At 72.1% G+C, this 15137-nt stretch carries 11 protein-coding genes and 4 tRNA genes; 12 read left to right on the top strand and 3 right to left on the bottom strand.

Features of this window, described 5'->3' with window-relative positions:
* The first annotated feature begins 406 nt into the window (after positions 1 to 406).
* Complete coding sequence (locus tag BCD48_RS36000) at positions 407 to 937, top strand: DUF3145 domain-containing protein (protein ID WP_071052885.1); 531 nt, start codon at positions 407 to 409, stop codon at positions 935 to 937.
* Between the two features lie 747 nt (positions 938 to 1684).
* Positions 1685 to 1978 (top strand): DUF4193 domain-containing protein, encoded by a 294-nt coding sequence (locus tag BCD48_RS35995; protein WP_071052875.1) that lies wholly within the window; start codon positions 1685 to 1687, stop codon positions 1976 to 1978.
* 135 nt (positions 1979 to 2113) lie between these two features.
* On the opposite strand, the gene BCD48_RS35990 is transcribed toward BCD48_RS35995, so the two are convergent.
* On the bottom strand, positions 2114 to 2731 hold the full coding sequence (locus BCD48_RS35990) for an isochorismatase family protein (protein WP_071052874.1): 618 nt from the start codon (positions 2729 to 2731) through the stop codon (positions 2114 to 2116).
* A gap of 72 nt (positions 2732 to 2803) precedes the next feature.
* On the opposite strand from BCD48_RS35990, the gene BCD48_RS35985 reads away from it, so the two are divergent.
* The 5 genes from BCD48_RS35985 to BCD48_RS35965 all read left to right on the top strand — a co-directional run bounded on the left by BCD48_RS35985 (position 2804) and on the right by BCD48_RS35965 (position 5870).
* The gene (locus BCD48_RS35985) at positions 2804 to 3616 is read left to right on the top strand and encodes a DUF3097 domain-containing protein (protein WP_071052873.1); all 813 of its coding nucleotides are present in this window, start codon (positions 2804 to 2806) and stop codon (positions 3614 to 3616) included.
* A gap of 157 nt (positions 3617 to 3773) precedes the next feature.
* Complete coding sequence (locus BCD48_RS35980; protein ID WP_071052872.1) at positions 3774 to 4739, top strand: N-acetylmuramoyl-L-alanine amidase; 966 nt, start codon at positions 3774 to 3776, stop codon at positions 4737 to 4739.
* 840 nt (positions 4740 to 5579) lie between these two features.
* Positions 5580 to 5652, top strand: a tRNA-Gly gene (locus tag BCD48_RS35975).
* Positions 5653 to 5697: 45 nt separating this feature from the next.
* Positions 5698 to 5769 (top strand) — tRNA-Cys (locus tag BCD48_RS35970).
* 29 nt (positions 5770 to 5798) lie between these two features.
* A tRNA-Val gene (locus BCD48_RS35965) sits at positions 5799 to 5870 on the top strand.
* A 669-nt stretch (positions 5871 to 6539) separates the two neighbouring features.
* On the opposite strand, the gene BCD48_RS35960 is transcribed toward BCD48_RS35965, so the two are convergent.
* The gene (locus BCD48_RS35960) at positions 6540 to 6971 is read right to left on the bottom strand and encodes an SsgA family sporulation/cell division regulator (RefSeq protein ID WP_007520135.1); all 432 of its coding nucleotides are present in this window, start codon (positions 6969 to 6971) and stop codon (positions 6540 to 6542) included.
* A 605-nt stretch (positions 6972 to 7576) separates the two neighbouring features.
* Between BCD48_RS35960 and BCD48_RS35955 the strand changes: the two genes are divergently transcribed.
* Positions 7577 to 7648: transfer RNA gene (locus BCD48_RS35955), tRNA-Val, on the top strand.
* Positions 7649 to 8516: 868 nt separating this feature from the next.
* Positions 8517 to 9029: an HIT family protein gene (locus tag BCD48_RS35950; protein WP_071052884.1), complete on the top strand. Its 513-nt coding sequence runs from the start codon at positions 8517 to 8519 to the stop codon at positions 9027 to 9029.
* Between the two features lie 61 nt (positions 9030 to 9090).
* Here the strand turns inward: BCD48_RS35950 and BCD48_RS35945 are convergent, their stop codons facing one another.
* Positions 9091 to 11208 (bottom strand): elongation factor G-like protein EF-G2, encoded by a 2118-nt coding sequence (locus BCD48_RS35945; RefSeq protein ID WP_071052871.1) that lies wholly within the window; start codon positions 11206 to 11208, stop codon positions 9091 to 9093.
* A gap of 944 nt (positions 11209 to 12152) precedes the next feature.
* On the opposite strand from BCD48_RS35945, the gene pgsA reads away from it, so the two are divergent.
* From pgsA to BCD48_RS35930, 3 genes are read left to right on the top strand one after another with little or no spacing between them, the layout of a single operon-like run.
* Positions 12153 to 12974: a phosphatidylinositol phosphate synthase gene (pgsA, locus tag BCD48_RS35940; protein WP_083419724.1), complete on the top strand. Its 822-nt coding sequence runs from the start codon at positions 12153 to 12155 to the stop codon at positions 12972 to 12974.
* Positions 12975 to 12991: 17 nt separating this feature from the next.
* Positions 12992 to 13966: a phosphatidylinositol mannoside acyltransferase gene (locus BCD48_RS35935; RefSeq protein WP_083419719.1), complete on the top strand. Its 975-nt coding sequence runs from the start codon at positions 12992 to 12994 to the stop codon at positions 13964 to 13966.
* The gene (locus tag BCD48_RS35930) at positions 13963 to 15102 is read left to right on the top strand and encodes a glycosyltransferase family 4 protein (RefSeq protein WP_071052870.1); all 1140 of its coding nucleotides are present in this window, start codon (positions 13963 to 13965) and stop codon (positions 15100 to 15102) included. The genes BCD48_RS35935 and BCD48_RS35930 overlap by 4 nt, the downstream gene beginning before the upstream one ends.
* The last annotated feature ends 35 nt before the right edge of the window (positions 15103 to 15137 follow it).

Below are 15137 nucleotides of genomic sequence, written 5' to 3'. Positions count from 1 at the left end.
ATCTACCCCCTCATGGGTCCGGTGCCCGTGCGCGCGCCTGGTGTTCCGTGGACGGAGGAGCGCATGCGGCACGCTGGGCGAACGGGATCGCCCGGTGGGGGAACCGTGTGGCGCCGAACGAGGACCAGCGTGTCGTGGCTCACGGGGCCGTCCGCGGCGGAAGCGGGCCGAGCCCGACCCGGCACGGGCTGGTGCGCGGCGGCACGGACCAGACACGCGCCGGAGACCTCGACGACACCTCGGCTGGACTGTCACCCGGATTGCGGGTGAGATAACTCGTTTGGGTGGCGAAACCGGTGGTCCGCAACCCCCACGACATGGCACGATCGTCCAGTACACGGAACAGGCCACCACTGACGAGACGCAAGGGGAAGGCGTTCCTCGTCGACGGAGGTACTCCGTGGTCATGTCGTCAGCCCATGGGCTGTCATCCAGCTCGGCGTCGAACGTGGTGCCGGGCATGTTGTCGGTGCTCGCCTGCCCGCCGGCGCTGTGCCCACACCTGGAGTTCGCCGTGTCCGGCGCACTGTCGGCGACGGTGTCACTCACCTGGTCGCCGCAGCCTGCCCGGCCGGGCAACCTCTACGCCGGGCTGGAGTGGCGGGGCGCCCCCGCCACCGCTGGCCGGCTCGCGACCCGGCTGCGCCGCCTCGGCCACGTCTCCTTCGAGGTCGTCGAGGGCCCGTCGCCCGGCTGTGACGCGGAGCGCTACTCCTACACCCCCGACCTCGGCCTGCACCGGGTCGGCATCGCCGCCAATGGCGACGTCGTCATCGGAGAGGCCGCGCTGCGTGCCCTGCTGGAGCGGGGCGAGGGCCGCGACACCCTCGCCCGCGGGCTGCACCGGCTGCTCGGCACCGACTGGGACGACGTGCTCGAGCCGCTGCGCCGCGGCGGCCATGGAGCCCCGGTGACCTGGCTGCGCCGCACGGGCTAAGGGGCGGCGGGCGCTGGACGCGCCGCCCGCCCGGGGTCCCTGCCGGATCCGGGGTTCCTGCCGGATCGACGGAGCTTGCGGAGTCGATCTGGGAGGTCCGGGAGCTTGCGTAGCCGATCTGGGAGGTCCGCGGGCGCTGAGCCTGACCTCCCAGATCGCTTCGCGATCCGGCAGGAACCCTGCTCCCTGCGTGGTTCTGGGCCCTGGCCTATGGCGGTGGTGGGGCTGGATTCGGGTTCACGACGTGGTTGGGTTGGCGCTGCGCCGATGCGCCGTCACCGGCGGTGGCTGGGGTGGGCGCGTTGTCCGCCGGACGATTTCGTGGCCGGCTGGTGCCTTGCCAGGTTGCTGCGGCGTCGGCGGGTGCGGTGCGTGCGTTGGTTGGCGGGACGACATCGCGGCCACTTGGCTCCGGCTGGGCCGGTGCGGCGTCACCATCGGTGGCTGGGTTGCGTACATTGCTCGCCAGAACGACGTCAGCTTGCCCTGGTCGGGCTTCGGGCTGGCGTAGGTTCAGCCGATACCGACGGGCCATCGAGCGCGGGGCGGCGGCGCGGCCATGGGCCGGCACGACCACGCTGCGCGGTGACCCGGTCGTATCGTGTGGCGAAGGCCACAGGAAAGTCCTGGGCACAGCCTGGGCACATTGCCAGACAGTCGTGCGTTGTGGGTTGGGCACGAGGAGCGCGACCTCCGAAATCGGCCTCGCCGGTTTCGCAGGGACCCCGACCATCTGGGAGAAATCAAGTGGCCACCGACTACGACACCCCCCGTACCACGGATCTCGAGGATGCCCCCGAGCAGAGTCTGGAGGCCCTCAAGGCGCGGCGGGCGGACGCGGCGGCCGACCTCGGTGATGAAGTCGACCCGTTCGAGACCGAGCTCGACCTGCCCGGAGCTGACCTGTCCGGCGAGGAGCTGAACCTGCGGGTGCTGCCTCGCCAGGCTGACGAGTTCACCTGCACCAGCTGCTACCTGGTTCACCATCGCAGCCAGCTGGTAGATGCTCGTCGCATGATCTGCCGGGACTGCGCCGCATAACGACCATCCGCCCGCAAGACACGGAAACCGCACATCCATACCGCGCAGGCCCGGTCGCCGGGGCTCCGAGGTCCATGCCGATCGGTGAAGCCGATCGGGGAGGTCCGCGCCCCCGGCCCGGGACCCGCGCCCGGCCTAAGAGATGACGTCTGACCTGGCCAGCGGGGGAGTGTCCACCTGGACGCCCGCGGCGCGCAGTTCGGCGACGGCGCGTTCGTCGTCGCCTGGCTGAAGGTTGACGAAGCGGGTGAGCTCGAGCGGGACGACGACGTCCAGCCCGAGACGCCTGGCGTCCAGGGCTGTTTCCTTGACGCAGTAGTCGCCGGCGAGACCGACGACCACCACCTGGCCGCAGCCGGCCGCCACGAGCCGGTCACCAAGCACGGTCGACGTCCGCTCGCCCGACCTGGGGTCGCGCACCGAGAACCCCGAGTAGCCGTCGGCACCGTCGACACCCTTGCGGATCACCTCGCCGGTGACACGGGTACCGGTGTGGAACTCGGCGCCGGCCGTCCCGGCCACGCAGTGCGGCGGCCAGACGCCCCCGGACGTCACGAAATGCGGCGTGACCTCAGGGTGCCAGTCCTGCGTCCAGAAAACGGGTGAACCGGCCGCGGTCGCCCTCTCCACCTGCGCATTCACCGCGTCGACGATCTCCTCGCCGCCACGGACGTACAGGCTGCCTTCCCTCGTCGCGAAGTCGTTCTGCAGGTCGACGACGATCAACGCGACCCCAGGGCCATACGTCGTCATCGGCGTGTTCCTCCCGTGCCGCCCGGTGTGCCCGCGTGGGGTCACTCGTGCTGTGATCCTAGGGTGTCGGGTATGCGTAGCCGCGACTATGGCCGGGATGTACTGGCCCCTTCCGCGAAGAAGGCGCCGGCAGCCATACCCGTTGTCGAGGCGGAGCCGGACCTCGTCGTCGAGGACGCGGGGAGTGGTTTCTGCGGCGCCGTCGTCGGCTTGGACGCCACCGGGGTCACATTGGAGGACCGGTTCGGCGTCCGCCGCCTCTTCCCACTGGAAGACGGGGCGTTCCTGTTGGAGGGCCGGCGGGTGACTCTGGTCCGGCCGCGGCGGGCCGCGCCCGCGGGTCCCGGGCGGACCGCGTCCGGCTCGGTCGCGGTGCCGAACGCGCCGGCGCGGGTCGCCAGGGCCGGCCGGATCTACGTCGAGGGCCTGCACGACGCGGCGCTCGTCGAGCGGGTCTGGGGCGACGACCTGAGGGTCGAGGGCGTCGTCGTGGAACCCCTCGACGGAGTGGACGAGCTGCCGGCGATCGTGGCGGCGTTCCGGCCGGGCGCCGGGCGCCGGCTGGGGGTGCTCGTCGACCACCTGGTCGCCGGCTCCAAGGAGAGCCGGATCGCCGCGTCCGTCACAGGCGAGCACATCCTGGTGACGGGCCATCCCTACGTTGACATCTGGCAGGCGGTGAAGCCCGCCTCCGTCGGCATCCAGGCCTGGCCCGAGGTGCCACGCGGGCAGCCGTGGAAGGAAGGCGTGTGTCGCGCGCTCGGCGTGCGCGAACCCGCCGAGATGTGGCGGCGCGTGCTGGCGTCCGTGGACAGCTACAGCGACCTCGAGGTGGGTCTGCTACGCGCGGTCGAGGAGCTCATTGACTTTGTCACCACCGGCTGATCCTTCCCCGTCCGGGAGCCGCCCGCCGCCCGCGGGCGGCGGGCGCCCGACTGGTGGCCGCCGCCCGACCGGTGGCCGCGCGGCGCCGCGGCCGCGACCGCGGCAGGCGGTCGGGGGGCGCCGGAAAGGGCCGTCCCGGCAGAGCGAGCGGAGTTACGTGCTCGCGGGACGGTCGCCGCTCGCCGCCGGCAGGGGGGTACCGCGGCCCATGCTGGCGCTGACGGCGGCCGTGGTGCTGCTCCTGGCGGTACTGGTGGCCGTGCTGGCGGGCGGCGCGGCCGGTGGGGCCCCGTCTGCGGGGCACGCCGCCGTGGACGGAGCGGCCGGCGCGAGCGGGGCTGGCGACGCGCCCGCCTCGGCGGTGCCGGGCGGGGTCCCGTCGGCGACGGCGGTCCCCAGCCCGGTGGTTCCCAGCTCCGCGGCCCCCGGCGCGGTGCCGCCGGAGGACGACCTGCGCGGGCGGGTGGTCGTGCTCGACCCGGGGCATGACGGTGGCAACGGCGCGGCGCCGGCGCAGATCGACCGCAAGGTCGACGCCGGCGGCTTCCTGAAGGAGTGCGACACCGTCGGCGCGAGCACCGACGCCGGCTACCCGGAGCACGCATTCACCTGGGACGTGGCGAACCGGACGGCCCAGCTGCTGCGCGACCGCGGCGCCACCGTCGTGCTGACTAGGAACAATGACACCGGCGTCGGCCCGTGCGTCGACGCGCGTGCCCGGGCCAGCGCCGACGCGCACGCCGACGCCGCCGTCTCCATCCACGCCGACGGCGGCCCAGCGGACGGCTTCGGGTTCCACGTCATCGCACCGGACCGCGCGCCCGACAGCGTGAACGCCGGCATCGTGGTCGCCTCCGGGCGGCTGGCGACCCAGCTGCGCGACGCCTTCGCGTCCTCGACCGGTGAGGCACCAGCCAACTACCTCCCCACCCACCAGGGCATCGTCGACCGGTCCGATCTGGGCGGCCTGAACCTGTCGACGGTTCCCAAGGTCTTCGTCGAGTGCGCCAACATGCGCAACCCGGCTGACGCGGCGCGCGTCAGCGACCCCGCCTGGCGCCAGCGCGCCGCCGACGGCATCGCCACCGGCATCGCCCGCTACCTCACCGCACCCGCGAGCTGAACGCCTGAGGAGCGCGACATCCGGCCGGTCATTCTCGGACGGTCGGGGCGAGGTCCGCTACCAGTGTCGATCCCTTAGAGTGACTGCTTGTATGCGGCTGACACGGCCGCTGGGGGCCTATCGCGAGGGGCCTCGGCTGTCCCGCTGGGCTCGCGACGGCGGTGCCTCAGGCACCGTTCCGCCGGGCTCCGCCGGACGGTCGAGCTGTGTCGCTTCAGCCCGCCCATAGGCGTGCGCATCCAACACAGGTCGGACGACGCGATGCGGACTGTGTCGGATGCGCGCGGACTGTGTCGGATGCGCACGTCCATAGGCGGGCTGAGCCGCCACAACTCGCCGACAGAGGACGGCGCGGCGGGGACCTGAGGCGTGGAGCCTGGGTCTCGAGGGCGTCGGCGCGACTGGTGGCAGCCAAACCGTGCGCGCCGCGGGACGCCACCACCCGATGGTGCCGCGGAGTGGCGGCAGCCGGGGTGCTGAGGCTCGGGTGGGTGGTGATGATGACGATGGGGGCTGGGCGGCCGAGCCTTGCGCGTGGGCGGAGACCGGCCGGGCGTGGCGCTCCGAGCGGGCAAGATGCCTCACTCGGGTGCCCACGACAGACCGATGGCGCGGGGTATCGCGCAACATCTGGACGACGCTTGCGCGCTGTTCGACGATCGGCCCCGCCGTCCGCTAGAGTTCACCTTGCACCCGATGGGGAGCGGCAAAGGGAGGCAAACCGGGGCAACCTGGGCCTTCTGCTAGACTCCGGAGGGCGGCGAACCTACCGGTTAGTGATCGAGTCGTGAGACACGGTCATGGTGACAGGATCTCGGTCCTGTACAGTAGGCAACGCACGCGGACGTGGCTCAGTTGGTAGAGCATCACCTTGCCAAGGTGAGGGTCGCGGGTTCGAATCCCGTCGTCCGCTCGGAAGTAGCGAGGTCACGAGGTCAAGCCCGTCAAGGCCTCCTCCGGCGGAGTGGCCGAGTGGCTTAGGCAAGGGCCTGCAAAGCCCTGTACGCGGGTTCGATTCCCGCCTCCGCCTCGCACTTACACGGGTGTAAAAACCCTTTCGGGCGATTAGCTCAGTGGGAGAGCGCTACCTTGACACGGTAGAGGCCACTGGTTCAATCCCAGTATCGCCCACGAGCCGGGATTCGGCTGCTCGCCGCCTTTTGGCGGCTTCGCCACCGGCCGCGATGTCTGCCCAAGGGGGCGACCCCCTGGAACCCCCGGGTCAGGGGGCTTTGCCCCCCGACACCCCCGGCCGCTCGCGCTTCGCGTGTTGCGGCCTTTCTCGTTTCTTGCGTGGCGTTGTTTCGGGTGCGGCGCGATGGGCTGCCGGCTTTGTATGGCCGCGCTTGGTGTGTCCCGATGAGGTGCCGGCTCTGCGTGGTCGTGTTTGGGCGATTTGCGATGGGCTGCCGATCTTGCCGGCCGGGGTGGGTTTGTCGTGGTGGGCTGGTGGGGCCGCGGGTGGTTGGCTTGGCGGCGGAGGGCTGTCGGCCTGGGGCACTTGGTGGCGCTTCGATGAGCTTGCCTGCGTAGGCGATGCGGTACCCCGGAAGTGGTGGGTCGGCCGGATGACGCCGGAGCGGGACGTCTGGCCTGGGTGATCGTGAGAGCAGCCGGCGGCGTCGGTCGCGGCCTGGGCCGTGGCGCCATGTCGGCGGTGTGGTGCCCAACCGGATTGCGGGGCGAAAAAACCCGTCCGGTGGGGGGCCCACCGGACGGGCCTGGCGATATGTCGTTCGCCGGACGGTGCCCGCACCGGAATTCGCGGGTCGGGCCCTGGCGGCGCCCGACCCGGGCGCATCACCGGTCGGGGCCACCCCAGATGAGGAGAGCCAGCTCGGCGTCGAGGTCGATCACGTCGCTCTCACTGCCGAGAGGGACGGCCGCGTAGGTGCGGCGTAGGAACGCCAGCACCTCTGAGCGGGGCATCTCGAACAGGGCGTGCCCTGACGGGCTCGACAGCGACAGGCAGACGATCCTGCCGCCCGACTGCGCCGCGGGCCAGACCTGGACGTCCCCGTCACCGGCCGGGCGACGGACGCCGTCGCTCAGGAGCTGCCGGGCGAAGGTCCACTCGACGACCTCGTCCGCTCCGGTGCGGAACCCGATGCTGACCGCATATGGGTCGTCGGGCTCATACCGGACCGTCGCGGCGACTGGGACCGGGGCACCCCCTGGCACGACGAGCCGGAGGGCGAGTTCTGCGGTGATCGAATCGTGACGAATAGTCATCGGGCGGCCTCTCAGCGGTGCGGTGGTGCGGGCGAGCACCCGTGTAACGAGATAGTTCCCACTCTGCGTCTCGTAGGAAACAAGGTTATGCCAAGACAACATCTGTTACGACGGTTCGGGCGAGTTGCCCGTCCGGGGAGCCCTGGATCCCCAAAGATCCGCGTCGCGAGTCTCTGGGAGAGGCGCCCACATCCGTCAGGTCCCCGTTGCGGGGGGCCGGCGTCGGTCCGAGCCACCGGGAGGCGACGTCGGTCCTCGTTGCGACCCCACCGGGAACCTCCCGGACACGGACCCCACTGCCGTGGCCGTGCCCCGACATCGTTCCCCGCGGCGCGGTCCTCAACCACGGCGAGTGCCGACCAACGCCCACAGGAGCCCCAGTGACCGAACATCAGTCAGACATGGGACGGACATGCCCCTGACGCGAGGCTCGACCCACGCGGAGCCCATGCGGCACGCCGTTTCATCCCTCCCATCGGGTTGTGTAAGCTGAGTCCCACAGTCAGTCGATCGAGGGACTGGTCGGTGGAGTGGTTGATCGACGAGATGATCGGTCAGGGACTACTCGACCATCCGGCCAGAGATCGAGTTCGGCTGCGACTAGCGGGCGTATAGCTCAGGGGTAGAGCGCTGCCTTCACACGGCAGAGGTCCGTGGTTCGAAACCACGTACGCCCACGAGCCGGGATTCGGCTGCTCGCCGCCTTTGGGCGGCTTCGCCACCGGCCGCGATGTCTACCCAGGGGGGCGACCCCCTGGAACCCCCGGGGTCAGGGGGCTTTGCCCCCCGACACCCCCGGCCGCTCGCGCTTCGCGCGTTGCGGCCTTTCTCGTTTCTTGCGTGGCGTTGTTTCGGGTGCGGCGCGATGGGCTGCCGGCTTGGTACGGCAGTGCTTGGTGCGTCATCATGACTTCCGGACTTGCGGGGCCATGTTGGGATGCGTCGCCGTGGGCATCCGGTCTTGTGCGGTGCTGGAGGGGGGCGTCGCGACGAGGTTCTGGTCTTGTGCGGCGATGTATGGGTGTGTCGGGTCGCGGGGCTTTGGACGGAATCAGGGGTGGGATTGCTTCGGCTTCCCGTTTGCTCGGGGACTTGGTCGCGCTTGGGCGGCCGGGGGTCATGAGTCTCCTCGGGTCGGGTGTCGGTCCGAGTCTGAACGGTGGCCGAGTTGGTGGCCACTGATCGACTAGGGCTATGCCCCGGTCTGGGCGGGAGAGGGGGGCGGGTCACCCTGGGCGGGACGGCGGCAGGCCGGGCGTCACCCTGGTTGGGGCGGGCTGCCGGCGGGTATGGGGCTTGGCCTGGATGGGCAGTGGGACGGCCGGTGGCGGATCCGGGTAGCGGTGCCGCGGAGTCGTCGGGGCGCGCGACTGGCTGCCCGGCGGGCAGGTAGGCGGGATTCGGGTGGGGCTGGCGGTGCCAGTGGGGCTGGTACGGTCGGGGGCGCGGTGCGGGATGGCAGGGATGTGAGGTAGGCGGTTGAGCGGGGTGGCGGACGGCTCGACGCCGAGCGGGATCTGGCTGGACGAGCAGGCGGGCGTCGGGATGCCGGACGCATTCCGGCGGCTGTACACACCGCATCGGATGGCCTACATCAAAGGCGAGGGGCGGTCGGACAGCGACGGGTGCCCGTTCTGCCTGATTCCGGCGATGACCGACCAGGACGGGCTCGTGGTAGCCCGTGGCGCGGTGGTCTATGCGGTGCTCAACCTCTACCCGTACAACGCGGGGCATCTGATGGTGGTCCCGTACCGGCACGTGGCCGACTACGCCGACCTCACGCCGGACGAGACGACCGAGATGGCGTTCTTCATGCAGCGGGCGCTGCGCGCGCTGCGGCTGGCCAGCGGGGCACACGGGTTCAACACCGGGATGAACCTCGGGTCGGTCGCCGGCGCGGGGATCGCGGCGCATGTGCACCAGCACGTGGTGCCGCGCTGGGGCGGGGACACGAACTTCATGCCGGTGATCGGGGGCACCAGGGTGCTGCCCGCGCTGCTGGGCGAGACCAGGGCGCTGATCGCCGACGCCTGGGAGAAGACCGCCGGCGAGGGCTGACAGCGGTACGAGTCCGCCTTCTGCCCGGTCGAGGCGGGGGCGCCTCGACCGGGGCAGAAGGTCAGCTGGCGCGGTCGCGGATCATCGTGGATGCCACATGGTCGGGCATGGGCTCGTAGCGAGCCGGGGAGCGGGTGAAGGTGCCGGTGCCCTGGGTAAGGGAACGCAGCTCGATGGCGTAGCGGATCATCTCCAGCTCGGGGACCTCCGCCCTGATGACGGTGCGACCGACGTCGCCCGCGCCCAGGGGCTCCATCCCGATCACGCGGCCGCGGCGGCCCGAGAGGTCACCCATGACCGCGCCCACGTGCTCGTCGGGCACGAGGACGGAGACCTCCAGGATCGGCTCGAGCAGCGCCACCCCGGCCTTCGCGGCGGCGTCGCGCAGGGCGAGGCCGCCGGCGATCTGGAACGCCATGTCGGACGAGTCGACGCTGTGGGCCTTGCCGTCGACGAGGCGGACCCGGATGTCGACCATCGGGCAGCCGGTGGCGACACCCTTGGCCATCTGGGCGGCGATGCCCTTCTCCACGGACGGGATGAACGAGCGGGGGACCGCGCCACCGACGATCTTGTCGATGAACTGGAGGCCCGAGCCAGCGGGGAGGGGCTCCACCTCGATCTGGCAGATCGCGTACTGGCCGTGCCCGCCGGACTGCTTGACGTGCCGGCCGAGGCCGTGTGCCGCGCCGCGCAGGGTCTCGCGCAGCGCGATCCGCGGCTCGCCGCGGTCGACGTCGACGCTGTACCGGCTCGCGAGCCGGTCGAGCAGCACGTCGGCGTGCGCCTCGCCTATGCACCACAGCAGCAGCTGCCCGGTCTCGGTGTCCGTCCGCACGGTCACCGTCGGGTCCTCGGCGGCCAGGCGCGCGAGCGCCCCCGGCAGCTTGTCCTCATCGGACTTGGTGCGCGGGTCGATCGCGATCGGCAGCAACGGCTCCGGCATCGCCCACGGCGCGAGCAGGCGTGGGTCGTCCCGGTCGGAGAGGGTGTCACCGGTCTCGGCGGTGCCGAGCTTCGTCACCACGCAGATGCCGCCGGCCGGGCAGGCGTCGACGGGGTGCAGCGCGGTGCCCTCGGGCAGCGACAGCCCGCCGATCTTCTCGTCGACGTCGTGGTCGGGGTGGCCGGCGGCGGCGCGCCCGTGGCCTGATACGTGCACCGTGGCGTCGGGGCGCAGCGTGCCGGAGAAGACCCGCACGACCGACATCCGCCCGACGTAGGGGTCGGTGGTGGTGCGTACGACCTCGGCGAGCAGCGGACCGTCCGGGTCGGCGGAGATCCGTGGGCAGTCCGACCCGTCGCAGCGGGTGAGCGGCGGCATCGGGTGTTCGGCGGGGGAGGGGAACGCGTCGACCATCATGTCGAGCAGCTCGACCGAGCCGACGGGCGGGCCGGCACCGTTCGTGGCGCGCGCGAACGGGAGCACGGGGTGGAAGGAGCCGTGCGCGATGGCGGTCTCGGCGTCGTCGAGCAGCATCTTGGGGTCGAGCTCCTCACCGCCGAGGTAGCGGTCGAGCAGGCCCTCGTCCTCGCTCTCGGCGATGATGCCCTCGATCAGCGCGCCCCGGGCCGCCTCGAAGGTGCCGTCGAGCCCGGCGGGCTCGTCGACCTCGTGCCGGCCTCCGCGGCCGTACTCGACGACGCGGCCGGTGAGCAGCCCGACCAGGCGGGCCTCGTCACCGCCCTGGGCGGCGCCGTCGGGCAGGAAGACGGGCAGGACGCCGGTGCCGAAGGCGTCCTGGCAGGCGGCGACGGCGGCGGTGAAGTCGGCCCTGGGATGGTCGAGGCGGGTGACGACGACGGCGCGTGGCATGTTCACGTCCGAGCACTCGGCCCACAGCGCCCTGGTGGCGCCGTCGATGCCGTCGACCGCGCTGACGATGAACAGCGCGGCGTCGGCGGCGCGCAGCCCGGCGCGCAGCTCGCCGACGAAGTCCGGGTAGCCGGGGGTGTCCAGCAGGTTGATCGTCATGTTTCGATGGCGCAACGCGGACAGCGTGAGGCTGATCCCGCGGGTCGAACGGTGCTCGCCGTCCCCGTGGCGGGCCTGCTCGCGGCTCTGCCCGGCGCTCGCGGCGCCGGTCACGGTGAGCAGGTCCTCGACCAGCGCGGTCTTTCCCGCGCCGGTGTGACCCACGAGGACGACGTTGCGGACATTAGCCGCGGCAGACGGCATCTCGGCCTCCGTTCGGGTCCTGCCGAGCGCCCCTACGTCTCCGGCTCCGGGGCCTCCGGACCCGCGGCCACGCCGTGATCACGCGCCATGCGGCCCTTCCGCGCCCTGGCCCGACGTTCTGGGGGCCTGGGATCCAGACAGTGGAGGCCGCCGCACGCCGACAGGAAGATCATGCTCGTTCGTGCCTCCTTCGGCCTCCGCGCTCGGTCGGTTCGCTGACGTCGCCCGGTTGCTGACGTCGCCGCCCAGCCTGCGCTCATGTGACCTAAAGCACAAGTCCGGTGGTTCGCTCTGGGACAAGCCTGGGGCCGGGCGGGAAGGTTGTCATGGTTCGCTCCGTCCGGGCACGGCGCTCCGTGGCCGTCCTCGCCTGGCGGCTCGGACGACCACTCCGCGCCGTGTCCTCCTCCGCTCACGTGCGCTCCGGCGACCTGCGCTGCGGCCCAACCCACGTCGCTTCGCTCGTGGGCCGGGCCTCCGCGCAGGCGCGCCTCCGCGCCAGCCCGGTTGCGTGCCGCCGCAACATCACCAATCCAAGACCGGGCCTGACCCGAAGCTAGATCCCTGCGGAAGCCACCGCTCGGACGCGAAACCCACCGCACGAGCGCAGCGAAGTGCTTCCGACACCACCCCCCTGGCCCGGTCCGTGACGCTCCATCGGCGGGTGACCGTGCTGGGCGCGGAGGCGCGCCTCGCGGAGGCCCGCCTACGAGCGCAGCGATGTAGGCGGGCCGCAGCGAGGTCGCCGGAGCGCCCGTGAGCGGAGGAGGCGGACCTCCCAGATCGACTCCGCAGGCTCCGTCGATCCGGCAGGAACCCCGCGGCGCGGAGGTCCCTTCCGCAGCGAAGCAAGGAAGGGGCCGTAGCGCCGTGCCCGGACGGAGCGAACCAGCAATACAGTGAACCCGCGCGAAGAACACCGCGCCGGACACGACGGGACGGACATGCTCGCTAGCAAGGCGCGGCCGCAGATCAACCGGCTGCTGGAGCCGTTCAGCCGATGGGCGGCCAGGACGTCGCTCTCCCCGGACCTGGTGACGATCATCGGCACGGTCGGAGTGGTCGGCGGCGCGCTCGGCTTCTTTACCCGGGGCGTGTTCTTCCTCGGCACCATCGTGATCACGCTGTTCGTCTTCTCGGATCTCATCGACGGCGCGATCGCTCGGGCTCGCGGGATCTCGTCGAAGTGGGGCGCCTTCCTCGACTCCACCTCCGACCGGCTGGGCGACGGCGCGGTCTTCGGCTCCCTGGTGATCTGGTACGCGGGCGACGGCGACTCGTTGCCGCTGGCCGGGGCGGCGCTGATCAGCCTGGTCGCGGCCGCCGTCACGTCCTACGTCAAGGCGCGGGCGGAAAGCCTCGGTTTCACCTGCAACGTCGGCCTCGCCGAGCGCGGCGAGCGGCTGCTTGTCCTGCTCGTCGCCTCTGGCCTCTATGGCCTCGGTGTGCCGTACCTGCTGCCGATCGCGCTGTGGGTGCTCGCCGCGGCGACCGTCATCACGGTCATCCAGCGGATCTGGCACGTGTACCGGCAGTTCCAGCGTTCCGGCGGCGCGGGTGCCGCGTCGCCGGAGGCCGCGGGCGCCGACGCCCTGCCGGCTGGCGAGCCTTCGGCTGACCAGCCCTCGGCCAACGGGGCGGCGGCCAACGGGGCGCCCGCTTACGGGGCTTCGGCTGATCGGGCCGCCGGCCCGGTGGGCCAGAGGGCCGTGGTCGGCGCGGTCGTCGGTGTCGAGGCGGCCGGTCCGGTCACCTCGGCCGGCTGAACCGGGGGCCGCGTCCCGTGCCCTCCTCCGGACGGTTCACCGACCTCACCTATGCCGTGGGCTGGCGGGTCGTGCGCGCGCTGCCCGAGCGGCTCGCCGCGCGCGGTTTCGCCGCCGGGGCCGACTGGGCTACCCGCCGCGGTGGCAAGGGAGTGCGGCGGCTGCGGTCGAACCTTGCGCACGCCGTGCCCGACGGCACCGACCTCGACGCACTGACGAAGGCCGCAATGCGCTCGTACGCGCGCTACTGGCTCGAGGTCTTCCGGCTCCAGGACATGCCGCCCGAGCGCTACATCGGGGACATGTTCATCCACGACGAGCACTACCTGCGCGACGCGTACGCCGCCGGCAAGGGCATGATCCTGGCGCTGCCGCACATGGGGAACTGGGAGCAGGCCGGCGCCTGGCTCGCGGGCACCGGCGTGCCCTTCACCACCGTCGCCGAGCGGCTGAAGCCCGAGTCGCTGTTCGACCGGTTCGTCGCGTTCCGCGAGTCGCTCGGGATGGAGGTCATCCCGCTCACCGGCGGCGCCGAGCCGCCGTCGGCGCTGCTCATCGAGCGGCTCCTGGCCGGCGGCTGCCTCTGCCTGCTGGCCGACCGGGACCTGTCCGCGCGCGGTGTGCCCGTGGACTTCTTCGGCGCGTCGGCGCGGATGGCGGCGGGGCCGGCGGCGCTCGCGCTGCGCACCGGCGCCGCGTTGCTGCCGACCACGCTCTGGTTCGAGGGAAAGGCGTGGCGCGGGCGGATCTTCCCGCCCGTCGAGCACACCGACGTGGCGACGATGACCCAGGAAATGGCCGACGCGTTCGCGGCGGTCATCGTCGAGCACCCGGCCGACTGGCACATGCTGCAGCGTGTCTGGCTGGACGAGCCGGACGGGGCGGCGCCGGAGCGGGCCGCCGGCCAGGCGGCGCCCGGTGGCGCGGCCGGTGGGAACGGTGACGTCGAGGCCGGCGGGAACGGCGGCCCGTCGGGGCCGGGAGAGCGGTGAGGGTCGGGCTGGCCTGTCCTTACACCTGGGACGTCCCGGGCGGGGTGCAGGTCCACGTCCGGGACCTGGCGGAGACGCTGATCGCGGCCGGGCACGAGGTGTCGGTGATCACTCCGGTCGACGACGCGGACGCGCTGCCGCCCTACGCCGTCGACGCCGGCCGTGCGCTGCCGGTGCCGTACAACGGCTCGGTGTCCCGGGTGCTGATGGGCCCGGTCTCGGCGACGCGGGTGCGCCGCTGGCTGCGTGAGCACGACTTCGACGTGCTGCACGTCCACGAGCCGACCGCTCCGAGCGTCGGCCTGCTCGCCTGCATGCTCGCCGACGGCCCGATCATCGGCACCTTCCACACGGCCAACCCGCGTTCGAAGATCCTCACCGCCGCCCAGGGCGCCCTCCAGCCATCGCTGGAGAAACTGCGAGCCCGGATCGCCGTCTCCGAGGCGGCCAGGCGCACGATCGTCGAGCATCTCGGCACCAGCGCGGTACTGATCCCGAACGGGGTGCGCGTCGCCGCGTTCGCGGACGCCCGCCCGCTGCCCGGCTACGAGCCGCCGCGGCACACCGTGTGCTTCCTCGGGCGCATCGACGAGCCCCGCAAGGGGCTGGACGTACTGCTCGCCGCGCTCCCGGAACTCGCCCGCCGGGTGCCGGGCGTGCGCCTGCTTGTCGCCGGCCCGGGTGACGTGGCGGCGGTGCGATCCCGGCTCGACCCACCGCTGCGTGACCGGGTGGACCTCGTCGGCCTCGTGCCGGGGGAGGACAAGGCCCGGGTGTTCGCCTCCGCCGACGTGTACTGCGCGCCGAACACCGGCCAGGAGAGCTTCGGCATCGTGCTGCTGGAGGCGATGGCGGCGGGAACCCCCGTCATGGCCAGCGACCTCGACGCGTTCCGCCGGGTGCTGGACGACGGCAGGGCGGGGCGGCTGTTCGGCGTCGGCGAGCCGGCCCAGCTCGCCGCGGGGCTCGCCGACCTGCTCGGCGACGACGCGGCGCGCGCCGCGCTCGCCCGGCGCGGCCGGGCCCTCGTCGCCGGCTACGACTGGCCGGTGATCGTCGAGTCGATCGTCGACATCTACCGCATGGTCACCGCCGGCGCAGACCCCGTCTCCCTGGCCTCCGCCGCGGACGCCTGAACCTTCCTGGGCGGAAGGTTCTGTGATGCTTGGGA

This window comes from Pseudofrankia coriaricola, assembly GCF_001854805.1.
GTDB lineage: Bacteria > Actinomycetota > Actinomycetes > Frankiales > Frankiaceae > Pseudofrankia.
Note: the sequence above shows the minus strand (reverse complement) of the source record. Positions and strands in the feature narration are given on the sequence as shown.

Bases quoted from the DNA above. Each gene is read 5' to 3' on its own strand.
- BCD48_RS36000 (WP_071052885.1), top strand. From the start codon at position 407: ATGTCGTCAGCCCATGGGCTGTCATCCAGCTCGGCGTCGAACGTGGTG.
- BCD48_RS35990 (WP_071052874.1), bottom strand. From the start codon at position 2,731: ATGACGACGTATGGCCCTGGGGTCGCGTTGATCGTCGTCGACCTGCAG.
- BCD48_RS35985 (WP_071052873.1), top strand. From the start codon at position 2,804: ATGCGTAGCCGCGACTATGGCCGGGATGTACTGGCCCCTTCCGCGAAG.
- BCD48_RS35960 (WP_007520135.1), bottom strand. From the start codon at position 6,971: ATGACTATTCGTCACGATTCGATCACCGCAGAACTCGCCCTCCGGCTC.
- BCD48_RS35950 (WP_071052884.1), top strand. From the start codon at position 8,517: ATGCCGGACGCATTCCGGCGGCTGTACACACCGCATCGGATGGCCTAC.
- BCD48_RS35945 (WP_071052871.1), bottom strand. From the start codon at position 11,208: ATGCCGTCTGCCGCGGCTAATGTCCGCAACGTCGTCCTCGTGGGTCAC.
- pgsA (WP_083419724.1), top strand. From the start codon at position 12,153: ATGCTCGCTAGCAAGGCGCGGCCGCAGATCAACCGGCTGCTGGAGCCG.